Source organism: Gammaproteobacteria bacterium (assembly GCA_013697705.1).
GTDB lineage: Bacteria > Pseudomonadota > Gammaproteobacteria > UBA6002 > UBA6002 > UBA6002.
Genome location: JACCWJ010000016.1, coordinates 31,150 through 44,990, shown reverse-complemented (window position 1 = coordinate 44,990; position 13,841 = coordinate 31,150). Strand labels below are relative to the sequence as shown.

Below are 13,841 nucleotides of genomic sequence, written 5' to 3'. Positions count from 1 at the left end.
TGGATCCCGCGAATAAATCGCGGGACGACGTGGAGGGATGGGTCCCGGGACGATGGAAAGTAGAGCCAATTTTTTGTCCAGTACAAAGCTCCACGATTTAATGCAATATTCACTTAATTTTCGCTTAATACTTCAGTGTTAAAATCCCTACTTATAAAAAATTTTATGCAATTAGATTATTAAATATATTGAAGTAGTGGAGATTTTAGAGTGATTAATAAGCTTGAGTATTCTGTAATAACTGATCCGAGATACCTACACCAACTGGTAGTCACTAATAACTCCCCAGAGAATATTTCTTTAAAAAAAATTAAATTCACTACGAATGTTAATATTCAACAACCCGGTGGTTTGTTGTCCCAAAATTGGCAATCAGTCAAAAAGATTAACAGGGACAATTTATTTTATGATTATGAGCTGACATTGTCTGAGTCGATACAAATTAGCCCGGGACAGACGAGTTTATTGACCTATGCTCCAGATACTGATTTAGGTACGCTCAAAGTAGGTATGCCGCCACGCGATATTTGTGTTGAGATTAACAATGAACCTCTTGCCATACTTCCAATTTCTCTCAATGGAATCTCACAACAGAATCCTCATCCTGAATTCACTTCGAGAAACTATCATGCAGATTGGGGGCAGTATGCTAATAAAAAAACGGCTGATGATGAACCCTACGGTGATATTAATTCTCTGAATTACGCTTTTATTGGCTTTAATGAACAAGGAGATGTTTTTGCATTAGATTCCTGGGGTGACAGCCTAGACCTTCCAAAAATAGATCTAGCAAGACGGCGCACTCATTATCTGGATTTCAATATAGCATTTGGTGGCTGGACTAATGCCGGTAAACGCATGGATACAGTTTTCAGTGATATGGCAAACAATCCTGAGACACGTAGAAAATTTGTAAAGAATGCTGTTGATGCCGTCGAGGTGTTAGGCGCAAATGGAATTGATATTGATTGGGAATATCCAGCGAGTAAAGATGCCGCTAACTTTGTTAGTCTAATGACTGAGCTACGAGCAGAATTTAATCGACGCCATTTGATTAATGCAAAGTTAACAATTGCGGCACCTGCAGGTAAGCATAACATTACCGTCTTTTCACCTGCTCAATGGCAAGAAATTGCCCTTCAAGTGAATGAAATTTCGATCATGACTTATGATTATTTTGGTGCATTTTCAGAATTTAGTGATTTTCATGCTGCTGTTAACCTGAGCCCGCAGAGCCCTCATTACAAACAAGAGGGGGAGAATGCGTATTTCTGTATCACTAAAACATTAGCACTTTATCAACAACAAGGGATAGATCCTAAAAAATTAGTATTAGGTATTCCTAATTACTGCCGCAGTGTGATTGTTAATGAACTTGGTCCCTATCAAGGATTATACCAACCGGTTCAAGGTGCTCCCATGGGCGAATTTGGGCAAGAAGGCGGTATTTTTTCTTGGAATGAAATACTAAAGAAATTACGTCATCAACCTTCTGAGCTTGATAAGCTTAATGCAACAGATTGGCAGTTCTATGACTCCCAGCATCCTCTCTGTAAAGAGGCAGACATGTGCTTATTAGTGGGCAAACTGCCTGATAATCGTTATGTCGTGTTAAATTTTTTGGATCCTAATGGTGCTTATCGTCGCGCCATGTACGCCCGATCTTTTGCAGGGACCATGGTATGGGCTAATTATTCCGAAGCGGATGAACATGCTGATAGCTTTATGAATGCAATTTCATACGGTCTTGAAAATAGACCTTATCATTTCGAAACTCAGGTAAATTTGAATACTCGTTATGAAGGTGCAGGGCAACATACTTCACAAAGAAAGACTGAGTTAATTACCAAAATTAATACCCATATTGAAGAACTAGAGTCTGACCAAAAACGAAATCATATCATTTTCAATGTCTTAAAATTTGTAGCAAATTTCTTGCCTGTGAAAGTTGAACTATTGTTACTCAAACCTCTGTTAGTCGCAGGCCTGAGGAAATTTTTGAATGTAGATGGGGAGAAAAAAAATATCGAGAAAATGAGTGTTTTAGGTGAGGTGGCGAAGAGTCATACTGCACGTCAGGTAGAAGCCATCATCAGTGAAAATTTCACCACGTTAAACCAGCATCGCAATCCATTCAAAAGACTTTTAACAGCTATTTTGCCAAGGAGTTTTATTGCCACAACAAAATGGTTGCAAACCGACAGCTTTAAAATGGTTACCAAACTCATGAAGGTGCTTCCCATTATAGAAGAGAAGACTACTGTAGCTAATTTGGGCAATGTACAAAGGTCCCAGCCCTCATGTCAAAATACCAATAGTAAGACAACCCCTCAAATGATTATTGACTCCCAGTGCGGAACAAAAGATGATTACACTTCGATATGGCAGCTTGATTACGAAGAACCTGTAAATAGTACTCAAGCGAAAGCGAGCTTCTTTAGCGGATCTACTAGAACTTTGCTTGATAGAGATCCATCACTATCCACAGGAAACAGTAATTCGATAAAAATGTAATACATTTTAAGCACAATAATTCAGATCATCACATGGCCTTGATGATATATTTTTGAAGGGAGATTCAATGAAGTCCGATACCGTTATAGAAGTGATTTTCACATCTCAATTTGAAGCTTTATTGGAACTCTCTGAAGAGTGCGATACTGAATTATTTAAATATGCGACACAAGAGACAATCATCGATGACCCTGCTTTAATTACTGCTATCAGTGGAGGTATGGGTTGTAATGCCTTGGCCTACGTTATAGCAAGTATGTTATGTGTAAAGTTGGAAAATATTACACATCTAACTAATCTTAAATATCTTGCTGAGGTTTTCCTGACTAACGGCGCTAATCCTAATTTGCGAGTGAAGAACAAGCCAAATGCAGCTTATTTCTTCCTTCAGTTTTTATTCAAATATATAGCGCATCAGGCAGATGCAGAGGTGGTGCTTCAAGGTAAAATTAGCGCTGATTTACTAGATCCTTATAAATCCTTTGCAATTCTTCTCCTAGAAAAGGGTGCTGAATTTGATCTTAATGCAATTGAGAAGAATTTAGCTCCAACTTTTGTGTTGCGCCGATCTATAGAGATTTTAGAAATTTTTTTTAATACTATTCAAAAGCCTATGCAAACTCCTGCGCCATTATCAAACTCAATTATTCCTATAGATATAAATAATAATAATAATTTTCCCCAGTCTGCAGATATAATTGACGTTGATATGGATGAGACAATGGGATATGACGTTCCATCAAGTTCCTTAACTCAATAATGATTGATTCTATTGTCCTCTTTTAAATCGTTGGGTTTCCTTGATTTCACTTCGTTACATCAAGGCTACAATATGCAATAGCTTAAAGGTCGAAGATTTTATTTTTTTGCAATAACGCGCGATTGTGTATAGTTTGATAATGGAAAGTGAAATCAGGTGGTTTAGGGATTGCCTATAAATTTTTTAGTGATAGCAATATATTCATCATGTGCATCTATTGCCAGCGAATGACCACAATTTTCGAAAATCTTTAGGGTGGCAGATTTTATTTTTTCGGCGATAACGCGCGATTGTGTCGGTCTACAAACCCAATCCTCTTCTCCTGATAATACGAGCGTGGGGCAGGCCACTTTATAGAGTTGTTCTCTAAAATCGAACTCTCTGAGAAAGCGACTAAACCCCAAATTTAATGACGTATATGAATAGCTGATGTCATTTTTGGGTATTTCGAGGGCGCCCGGATTTTTTGTGTAAAGGTTTTCCATAACTTTAAAAAATTCGGCGACATGCTCTTCATTTCTAAAGGTGCCATTCCAAAGATATTCACTTATTGCAATTTGTTCCCGGGTGCCATTGCTCAGTAAATATTCCTTTGCTTCGCTGATAAATTCGTGGCTGGGTGCGGTAGCGATTAAAATTAATTTGAGCACATTTTTCGGATAACGAATTGTATAGCCTTGTGCAACCATGCCACCATAAGAAGTACCTAATAGAATGATTTGTTCTATGCCCAAATATTTTCGGAGCGCTTCTATATCTTCAATATTATTTTCTAACGTGTATTCAGCTGGATCAGTTTGCTTGCTTCTACCACTTCCTCGGTGATCAATGAATATAAGCTGCGCTACCTCTTGTAATTCGAGTGAATGGTATTTGTAACGCGTATGGTCGCTTCCTGGGCCGCCATGTAACATGAACATAATTGGGCGCGGCTTCTGCGCGGGAGGGAATTCCATACCGGCCACATCAAAATAAATTTCTGTGCCCCTAATAGCTGCTTTCATTTTGGATTCCTTTATATACTCAAAGTATTAGCATCAATTAAATCCATTCTCTAAATTGTAATAATAAATCCTTATCAATTTAGACGAATCCACGGAGTAAAATTTAACTTTACCTCATAATATAACCCAAAGCGTCGTTCCGCAACTCGTAGAATGACACAGGGTTAGGTGGAGCGGCGGTTCATGTAGGTAATTTTGTTACGCATGAAGGATTGATGTAAAATAGCTATCAAAGATAGAAGGACTCTGGATGATACCTTTAGTTAAACCCTCTCGCGCAAGCTTATATGCCTTAAGTTTTTTAGTATTTTTAATTTCGGATGTGCAAGGGGGAGTAGGGCCTTTCATCACGGTTTATATCACCTCTGCTTTGAATTGGGATGCAGAAAAAATAGGTTTAGTGTTAGGGATGTATAATATTTCATCCCTGGTAAGTCAAATTCCGGGCGGTTTACTGATCGATTCCGCGAAATATAAACAATGGCTCATCGGTATTGCTACCATTATCATCGCGATGGGTTGTTTGCTCATTGTAAATAGTAGTACCTTGCTGCCTATCCTAATAGCTCAATCCTTCATTGGCATTGCCACGAGTATCATACCTCCTGCAATTACAGCAATCACACTCGGTCTCGTTGGACAGCAGCTTTTTCCTGAACGCCTCGCTATTAATGCAACTTTTAATCATGCGGGAAATGTGTTTAATGCATTTATTACCGGTTTGATGGTTTTTTGGTTAGGCGTGTCATGGGTTCTCTATGTGGATGTCTTTTTTAGTCTGATAAGCTTAATTCCATTAATGTTGATTAAAAAAAGTGAAATAAATAATGCGATTGCCCGCGAGTTACCCCAAGATATTTCTGATAAAAATTATAAACCTCTGCCCATTGCGCAGCTGATGACAAGTTTTCCGATTATAATATTCGGGATTTCGCTCATTCTATTTACTTTTTCAAATTCTGCTCAATTACCCTTGCTGGTGCAAAAAATTGCTGCCCATTCTTCAAAGCACACTTCTTTTTATATGTCGAGTAGTATAATTATTGCGCAGCTAGTGATGATAGTTGTTGCCTTTATGCTTTCTTTTATTATTAATAAAATAGGTCGCAAGCCCTTATTTATGAGTGTCTATTTTATATTAGTAGTGCGTGCAATTCTTTATACGCTAACGACTAAACCTTATCTTCTGATAGCAAACCAACTACTCGATGGAGTGGCAGCAGGTATATTTAGTATTGTATCAATTGTCATTATTTCGGATTTAGCAAAAAATTCTGGACGATTTAACTTTATGCAGGGATTAATGATATTTTGTATCAGCATAGGTGCTGCGTTAAGTAATCTTGTTGCGGGCTATGTTGCAAAACTAATGAGTATTGATGTGGCCTTTATCTTATTAGCAGGAATAGCTGCTATAGGGTTATTATTTTTTGGATGCTTAATGCCAGAAACTAAGAATAAAACGTAACTACTCGCCCCTAGAAGCAGACGTCCTAGCCAACGAATCACTTTGGGTGCGTCTAGAAAAATACTAGCTGCTCTTAAGCTAACACGCTTTCCAATCCAAAAAAGAATAAAGCCCACCAGCCAACGAGAATATGTGAAATAATAGGTCCTAAAAGGCTGCCTTGTTTGATGTATAGCCATCCCCAAAATAGGCTAGGAAAGAACACCAGGAGGGCTAATTTATTGGAGAGGTGAATATGCATAGCTGAAAAAACGCCACTGGCAATGAGATTCGCCATTAATTTTCTGTGTTTATCTTGCAGAAAAATTTGTAGCGATCCTTGCAATATTCCTCGCGCTATGAATTCTTGAAAGATGACGAAGATGGCATACACTAACATCGCCAAGATCAACCACAAATAAAAAGAAGGTGACCCTGCCTTGGTGTACGGCACTGCCGATTCTAAATCTATCAATGGAATATTTTTTTTCAAAATAATGTGCGTGATAAATAATTTTAACCCAGTAATCGATATCAAAAGAATTGAAGTATAGAGCAGAGTTTCAGTGATAATTTTGCCCGCTTTATCTAACGATAACCCATAATTTTTTATAGGGTAGGGCAGACTTCTAATCATAAAACTTAAGGTGATAGTAAAAATGGCAATAATAGTGGTGCTGGCAAACATGCTGGTATAAGGATTGCGTTGTAATGCTTCGGAAATTTTAAGTGACAAATTGTAAAATGAAATTAACAAAAGAACATAGGTAATTAGCCTGCCCATGGCGACTAACTTCTTATTATTCTCTAATTCTTTACGCAATGTCTCTATGACAATCTGATTATTACTCCTAATATAGGAGCTCAGTCTGCGTGCTAAGGTATGGTAAAATTTTGGGGAAGCAATTTGCTCAAGCTTTTTGTTGGATATTTCTATCACGGCGCAGTTATTGTCGAGGGCTTTGACATTCGCAGAGCGGGGCTGTTCATCTAAGAAGGCAATCTCGCCAACGGTATCCCCTGGATGAAGTATTACAAAATTAGCCGGTATAAGATTTCCTTCCTCACCTGTGTCACTATAAACTAAAAAACGCCCCTTCATTATTAGATAGATAGAGTCTGCCTTGCTGTTCTCCTTGATTAATAAATTATCTCTCTCTATCTGTTTGCAAACTGAGATTTTTTCGAGTTCCGCGAGTTTTTCCTCTGAAAAATCTGAAAAAATGTCTGCCTGCTTAAGAAAGGCCGTAACCGATTCCATTCGTTTTCCTAGTTAGTTATCAGACAAACCCATGCAAAAGCTCCCCTAGGGATTATCTCGTTGTGAGCCCGCTCTCTACTTAGAAACAGCAGAGAGCATCACAATAATAAGATTATGTGCTGAAGACCGCTTTTGCAACCATTGGTTTTAGTTTTTAGCTAACTCCTTTTGGGTTTTGGCTGCTAATGACTTACGTTGGGCTTGAAAGAACCCCTGGATTGACTACTTTCACAGCAGGAAAGCCTTGTGATTGTAATTCTTTATTGATCAAACCAATTGCACTAGGATCGCTCAAGCAAGCATTTAAAGTCGGATATTTTTTAGGGACATAATTACTGGGAAGTGGTTGTAGTGTTCGACCCTGGCAAACATTAAACATCAAAGCAAACGCTTTGGGTTTGGTAGTTTGTTCAGAAATTCCTAAAGCCGTAAGCATACACATAATCTTAGAAGGTGTTGGGAAAAAACCGAGGGGCTTTTGGCACCCTACTTTAGCCATTTGCAATCTATCCTGATCCTGAGTGGCACCTTGATTTTCTGGGTAGGCGCTCGTTGTAATAGCTAACAATCCAATCGCCAAATATAATTTTTTCATAAAAATCCCTCGCGTTACTCACATTATCCATAGTATAGATAAAAATTCAGCATGTTAGGTGACAGAAAGTAGATACTGCTAATAGGATTTTACGTAACCTGGAGAAGCTATAGATTGAAACGTTACCCCGGCTTGAGTAAGATTCCTAATCGTTTATGTCGCTTGATATCCCACAATGGGTGTGGAAAAAAGCAACTCATCTTTACATTGTTAAAAAGGCAAATGTGAGCAAGCTTAGACACAATGAAGCAAGAATATCTATGTTGAGGTAATCATCAATGCATTTGAAGTATCAAAATATTTTTAAAGGTATTCAATATTTAAAATTATATCCGCGTGAAGAACTCTGGCGATTGATTGTAGATGGTAGGCTTCATAAAATTGAAAATGGCTGGAAGAAATATGATCAGCGAGAATATGCCAGTGATGTGCAGAGTACGTTAAATGGACTTGAAATTGCTTTTACGGATTTAGATAAAGATATCACGCCGGCTCTTATACTTTCTCTTCATAAAGCGTGTAAGACTAATCTACAGTTTAATATTCCTGGCCTCATTTTAAATGATGAGCCTGGGGTCTTTCGTGATGGCACAGGAAGTTTCGGTTTAACAGAAGAGAACACCACAGTTGAAGGCCTGGAGGAGTATTTTGATTCGTTTACCCTAGAAAAAGAGTATGGGTTTGATGAAAAGATATATTCGCCGCCAATAAATAATGAGTGTCACAATTTAAGCCCTGAAAAACAATTTCAGCGCAATATGGCTTGGAGAGGTTCCTCTATTGGGACTACTTCAATTATTGAAGGGGTTAATTACCAAACAGCAGTGAATGCTATGAATGTAGAGGAGTATAAAAAGGAGCGAGGTTTCACTACAACCCATGAATTGGCTTTGTATTGGTATAAAAAAATACAGCAAGGTGAAAGAATTACCTATCAACCTCCCGCGCCTTGCATTATTGGGATACAAATTGAGGCACTTAGCACTAGTTATAATGAAAAAATTGCTTCTGCTAGCTGTGATAATGAAAAATTAGCTATTATGGCGTGGCATACTAAACAATTTAATTTCGTGCATCCGTTTTGGGATGCGAATATTAGAACCTTCGTGATTTGTTTGTTAAATCGTATGTTAGTACAACAGGGCTTTCCAGTAGCAACTTATTACAGCCCTCATGTTTTTGATTTTTTTGGTGCTGATCAATTATCTTCAAAATTGATGGAAGCCTTAAAAGTTACTCAATCAATAATAGATGGCCAGAAGGAGATTTTTGGTTTTAAAAATAGTGACATTGAGATCTCACAGCGACATAAATTTCATGACATCACTGAAAATATTACAAGTGCTATTGCAAATGAAAGATCCCGAATAATTCAGCATCTTGATAATAGTCAACCCTCACTTAATTATTCGAAACCCCTATTGCTTCCTTCTGAAGAAAATCAATCTACCATCGTGGCTAATTTTAGTAATCATTAACTAATTAAAACAAAGCAAATATGTACTTTTAATTAGTTAATGATAAAGTTGATCCCTTAATTTTTATTGCAAATGTTTTCACAGTGCCGCTATAAGGTAACACCTAAAATGTAACCAATACCGGCACTTATCACCATGGCAACCGATCCCCACAAAGTGACTCGTACTATGCCAATCATCATAGAGACGCCCGCCACTTTGGAGGCAGCTGCGCCAAGTATGGCTAGGAAGACCACTGTCATAATCGATAACGTAGAAATAATGCCATCATTCGCTCCTAGAACCGCTGCCCGTAACCAACCGATACATTTGATAAGATGAGGTTCTCTACTACTGTCCATAAATCGGGTTTGCTCCTTGAAATGAATACATGGCATCGTATAAAACATCGCTTTGTTGAAGGTTAGCAAATCAGCCTACGGAAAAAAATCCCTGGACAACATTTACATTCGCCTCACGCAAACGTACGCTCAGCAAATAGGCAAGTGATTGATAAAACCGTCCCGCAAAATTCGGCACGGTATCTTCCAAATGCTGCAATTCATCAGCAGTTAAAATGGCTACTTTACAGGCGGTATTACAAACTACAGTACCACTTGCTCCCTGTTTTTCAATCAATGACATCTCGCCAAAAATTTCTCCGGCAAGGAGTTCAGTAAAGGGCACGGATTGGCCGAGGAATTCTTTTTCTACCCTGACATTTCCCTCGAGTAATACAAATAGGGCTTGTTTCTGTTCGCCTTCTTTAAGCAAAATGGTTTCGGCTTCAAAATCTACTACTTGCATCTTTTGATGCAAACTATCTTGATCAGCGCTAGTTAAAAATTTAAAACTGTTAATTAGATTTTCCATTAATTACTCCTTAATCGAGTTTGCTATATCACGAGCCTCATCTATACAAGCGGCAACAACCTTAGCAGCAGCTCGTGTTTGTTCAGGAGTGTGGGAAGACATTACCTGCATGCGAAATCGAGCACAGCGAGCGCGAACTGCTGGAAATTCAACGAGATTAGCAAGCACGCCACGCTGAAACATCAACCAGCTTGCTATTCTGGCTGTGGCTTCAGAACCGACCGGCACCGGGACTATCGCTGAGGGATTTCCCATGCATTTGATGTCAAGGTTATTAAATTCATCCCGTAAAGCATCGACTGCCGTTAATAAATCATTGCGTAGCTGCTGCCCTAGGTCGCTTTTAACAATTTCAAGCACTTTACTTACCACGGCGCACTGTACGGGTGAAATGGCGTTGGAAAATGTATGTGGCCCAGAATAAAATTTCATAAAATGACGCACGCTCCGCTTATGCATAGCAAGAAATCCGCCATTTGAGGCAAAGGTTTTGGAAAAACTACCCATCACTAAATCAATTTTTCCTAGCATTTTTTGCATTCCGATATGACCCCGCCCATCCGGCCCTAAGCAGCCGAGATCATGCGCAGCATCCACCATCAAGATAGCGTTGAGATTTCTGCAACTTGCTTGGAGTTTAGCAAGATCGGGTGTGTCAGAATCCATTGAAAAAAGCGACTCTGTTACAACTAAGATGCCATTCTTTGTATCCTTTGCACGAATATCTTCTATAGCGGCAATCATAGCGTCTACATCTAAGTGTTTGCATGCAGTCACCTTTCTCGTCGCACTATAGACTCCAGACTGAATACTAGCGTGGGAGAGCTCATCCATTACCACATGGTCGTCGGGCCTACTAAGGCAACAATAGTGCCAAAAGCGGCTCCCCAGCCAGTGGGAAATAATACGACATATTCAGTTTTTAAAAATTCGGCTAATTGTTCTTCCAGGGCCAATGAGTTTACCGTATTGCCTAGTAGTGTGGGGCTTCCAGCACTGTGTACACCATATTCGTTAATTGCTTGAATAGCCGCTTCACGAATCTCGGGTCGATTGTTCATGGCGAGATAATCTTGTGAAGCAAAATTTAATCCTTTCCCCGTTGCCCCATCATCATATTGGATTGTAGTTTCTGGGCCCGCTGCATTAATCAAAGACCGAGAATAAGGTAAGACATGATTTTTCAGTCTTAATTCCACATAATCACCGAGGCTCTGCGTGCGTTCCAGAAGATTACATCCTCGAGGACGAGCGTAATGTAAAAGAGATCCTTTGAGGGCTGCAGGGGAAGGAACTTTATTTGACATGTTACTGCTCCTTGCTTAACGAAATGATGGCGCTGTATTCCATAACACTGTGAATAAGTATAGATTGAATTTACAGAGTTTTTATTTTACTCCCTGATGATTTTCTTCTAATCGCAAGAGTACCCCGCATCAACTCTTGTGTAAGATTGTTGCAAGGGAGGGGCGGGTGTTTGTGTCATAGTTGTCCCCAATTTGAGATGCATGGTTGGCAAAAAAGCTAATGTTTTTATAAGCATATTGGAGTATTTTTTTATCGGTCAAGAGCTCAGCTAATGTTTCTCTCCCGGCGTCTTGATAAAATAAAATCCCCTTATTCTTCGCGGAATAGGTTATGACGGGATCAACTACGGTCATATTAAAAACGCTAGGGTAGGAGTCACTTATTTTAATTGAGGAATGATGAACCTGTATTTGTTTTTCGGTCAAAGGCAAAATCGAACATGTTTCATTATGCTTTTTTCCTTTGGAAGCAATAGCGATCATCATAGAATTCGCAAGTTTAAACACATCCTCTAAGTTGGTGATACCCGTATTATTCCGGTTTGTTAAATCTAACCAGGTTTCCTGGTGATCAAGATAGTAATTATGGGTTTGTAGTTTTGTAATAATTACTTCAACGAGATCTTGCTCTAAAGTGGCGAGTTGCTCAGGTAATAAGCCGCTGTAATCTTGTTGCTGATAAGGTAAATTTAAGCAGGCTAATAGGTGGCGCGTGATGACGTTCGCCTCCTTGATATCACCAAAAAGATTATCAAAGGGCGATTGAATGGAGAGATTTATATTATGTTTACCAAAAATGTGTCGTAATCTCATCTCATAATTTTCTGCTTTCATAAAAATTAGCTGGATGAATTTATCCAGATCACTAAAAGTAATTACGGAGCGAAGAAAAAATTTAATCCCAAATAATGCATAATCGTAATAGGGTAGGTGGAAAATTAATTCTTGATCTTGACCTTGTTTAGAAAAGTTCTTTATCAGCAGGGCTATTTTCTCTTGCTCACTAAATAATACTTCTTCATAAGGCGAGCTCACCTCGGTAATTAAATTGAGTGTTTTAATTTTCAGGCCTGAAGGTAGGTTATGATTTATGAAAGCGAGTTTTTCATCACTATCAGTGACTGCTTCCAAAGCAGAACCAAAGAAACAACCACACGTGACAAAATTTCTAAAACGAGAAAAATTTAATTCTCGAGGGTTACTTGTCCAGAGATACACATATAACCCGATATTATTGGTATCCTGTGCTAAAAGGAGTGGAAGAAAAACCTCGTCACGACGTTTGGTCGTTTGAAGGGTGACTTCTGTCTTTAAATTAGGATCAAGTTGTAACAGTAATTTTTTGGCCAGGATGAGCGGTTTACTGTCTGATTTTTGAGTCTTGCCATAATAAAAGGTCAATTGGCGATTATTAAGGGTAAAACTGTTTGAGGTAGTGGGAGGATCTTGAATAATTTTTTCAGAATTCGTCTGAATAACCAGCAACCCTTTATCAAATAAGCTTCTATTAATGAGTAAATCCTTATAAGTTTCCCATTCAAGCGCGGAGTTATCATCATTAGCAGTGGGCTTTAATTGCATATCAGTTCCAATTTTTAATAAAAAACTGATTTTATTGATGTAAATTAATTATATTAACCGTGCTAACGCCCACCGTTATTAGCGCGGATTCAATTGTAAAAAATTAATAATTATTTATAATGATAGGCTTATTTTTGTTATTCTATAATGAAGGCTTGTAATGACTGCCATTTCCTCTCGTCAATTAATGAGTGCTGGTGTACTTGAACAATCGCCTGGTTTTTTTGGCGTATTAAGTCTCGACTCTAAATTATTAATGATAAATAAGCTGGGTTTAGAATGGGTGGGTTTTAGTGATCCTGATGCCGTAGTAGGGATTTCCTATGAAAATTTACGTTGTAAAGCAGCAGAAGATGCGGAAATGTTTGTATGGCAAGACGAACTGGTTAAAAACAGCCAACACCCCTTGTATTTTATAGGGTGCTATTGTTATGCAGATAATGCATGGAAAACTATTTTTGGTAAAAAATATCTGATCCAAGATGAGATTGGACAGGATTTTGGGATAGTTTCACAATTTGATGATGTGACAAATTACCGCATGATTGATATAAGCCGGTTTATTGTGAATGCGAGTAAGAAATATATAAATAAAAAAAGTGGCCAACAATTTTGTTTTTTATTAACCGATTGTATCCAAGATATAAAATTTTCAACACGCGAGCTAGAGTGCCTTTTCTTTGTGCTGAGAGGTAAAACAAACAAAGGAATTTCGAAACTGCTCGATCTTTCTCCCAGAACTGTTGAAAGTTATATTGAGCAAATCAAGTTTAAAATGGGATGTGCAAATCGAGAAGAGGTGATCGAGAAATCAATATATCAGGGATACATGAATATTTTACCTCCAAGCTTGCTTCAGAAAGACCTCATCGGATGAGTAATTCTCACTGTTCGTCTCTCGCAGCTGTTAATGTAACCTGTTGAAATCAAGAATAAAGAATGTGAGAATGCAGCAAAAAACTAATGACCTTGATTCTACTTCGTGTCATCAAGGCTACAACACCCTCAAAGTAGCCTGGATGTAGCGTAGCGAAATCCAGGG

Annotated in this window: 13 protein-coding genes; 5 read left to right on the top strand and 8 right to left on the bottom strand. The window is 38.4% G+C overall.

What is annotated here, in order from left to right; translation table 11 throughout:
- The first annotated feature begins 210 nt into the window (after window positions 1-210).
- Both H0U71_03370 and H0U71_03365 read left to right on the top strand, forming a co-directional pair.
- Window positions 211-2,514, top strand: a complete 2,304-nt coding sequence (locus H0U71_03370) for a hypothetical protein (protein ID MBA2654092.1) — start codon at window positions 211-213, stop codon at window positions 2,512-2,514.
- Between the two features lie 67 nt (window positions 2,515-2,581).
- Window positions 2,582-3,274 (top strand): hypothetical protein, encoded by a 693-nt coding sequence (locus H0U71_03365; protein ID MBA2654091.1) that lies wholly within the window; start codon window positions 2,582-2,584, stop codon window positions 3,272-3,274.
- 161 nt (window positions 3,275-3,435) lie between these two features.
- Here H0U71_03365 and H0U71_03360 read toward each other — a convergent pair whose 3' ends face one another.
- Complete coding sequence (locus H0U71_03360) at window positions 3,436-4,278, bottom strand: alpha/beta fold hydrolase (protein MBA2654090.1); 843 nt, start codon at window positions 4,276-4,278, stop codon at window positions 3,436-3,438.
- 250 nt (window positions 4,279-4,528) lie between these two features.
- Between H0U71_03360 and H0U71_03355 the strand changes: the two genes are divergently transcribed.
- The gene (locus H0U71_03355; GenBank protein ID MBA2654089.1) at window positions 4,529-5,746 is read left to right on the top strand and encodes an MFS transporter; all 1,218 of its coding nucleotides are present in this window, start codon (window positions 4,529-4,531) and stop codon (window positions 5,744-5,746) included.
- Window positions 5,747-5,819: 73 nt separating this feature from the next.
- Here the strand turns inward: H0U71_03355 and H0U71_03350 are convergent, their stop codons facing one another.
- Window positions 5,820-6,986, bottom strand: a complete 1,167-nt coding sequence (locus tag H0U71_03350; protein MBA2654088.1) for a cyclic nucleotide-binding domain-containing protein — start codon at window positions 6,984-6,986, stop codon at window positions 5,820-5,822.
- A gap of 190 nt (window positions 6,987-7,176) precedes the next feature.
- On the bottom strand, window positions 7,177-7,581 hold the full coding sequence (locus H0U71_03345; protein ID MBA2654087.1) for a hypothetical protein: 405 nt from the start codon (window positions 7,579-7,581) through the stop codon (window positions 7,177-7,179).
- A 278-nt stretch (window positions 7,582-7,859) separates the two neighbouring features.
- On the opposite strand from H0U71_03345, the gene H0U71_03340 reads away from it, so the two are divergent.
- Complete coding sequence (locus H0U71_03340) at window positions 7,860-9,059, top strand: hypothetical protein (protein ID MBA2654086.1); 1,200 nt, start codon at window positions 7,860-7,862, stop codon at window positions 9,057-9,059.
- An 89-nt stretch (window positions 9,060-9,148) separates the two neighbouring features.
- Here H0U71_03340 and H0U71_03335 read toward each other — a convergent pair whose 3' ends face one another.
- The 5 genes from H0U71_03335 to H0U71_03315 all read right to left on the bottom strand — a co-directional run bounded on the left by H0U71_03335 (window position 9,149) and on the right by H0U71_03315 (window position 12,799).
- Entirely contained in the window at window positions 9,149-9,400 is a 252-nt protein-coding gene (locus H0U71_03335) for a hypothetical protein (protein ID MBA2654085.1), read from the bottom strand.
- A 70-nt stretch (window positions 9,401-9,470) separates the two neighbouring features.
- The gene (locus tag H0U71_03330) at window positions 9,471-9,911 is read right to left on the bottom strand and encodes a cyclic nucleotide-binding domain-containing protein (GenBank protein MBA2654084.1); all 441 of its coding nucleotides are present in this window, start codon (window positions 9,909-9,911) and stop codon (window positions 9,471-9,473) included.
- Between the two features lie 3 nt (window positions 9,912-9,914).
- Window positions 9,915-10,745 carry a pyridoxal phosphate-dependent aminotransferase family protein gene (locus H0U71_03325; protein ID MBA2654083.1) on the bottom strand — a complete coding sequence of 277 codons (831 nt, stop codon included), beginning with the start codon at window positions 10,743-10,745 and terminating at the stop codon, window positions 9,915-9,917.
- Window positions 10,745-11,218 carry a pyridoxal phosphate-dependent aminotransferase family protein gene (locus H0U71_03320; protein MBA2654082.1) on the bottom strand — a complete coding sequence of 158 codons (474 nt, stop codon included), beginning with the start codon at window positions 11,216-11,218 and terminating at the stop codon, window positions 10,745-10,747. Before H0U71_03320 ends, H0U71_03325 begins: the two co-directional genes overlap by 1 nt.
- A 129-nt stretch (window positions 11,219-11,347) precedes the next feature.
- Window positions 11,348-12,799, bottom strand: a complete 1,452-nt coding sequence (locus tag H0U71_03315; protein MBA2654081.1) for a hypothetical protein — start codon at window positions 12,797-12,799, stop codon at window positions 11,348-11,350.
- Window positions 12,800-12,959: 160 nt separating this feature from the next.
- Here H0U71_03315 and H0U71_03310 point away from each other — a divergent pair, with 160 nt between their 5' ends.
- On the top strand, window positions 12,960-13,676 hold the full coding sequence (locus tag H0U71_03310; GenBank protein ID MBA2654080.1) for a helix-turn-helix transcriptional regulator: 717 nt from the start codon (window positions 12,960-12,962) through the stop codon (window positions 13,674-13,676).
- The last annotated feature ends 165 nt before the right edge of the window (window positions 13,677-13,841 follow it).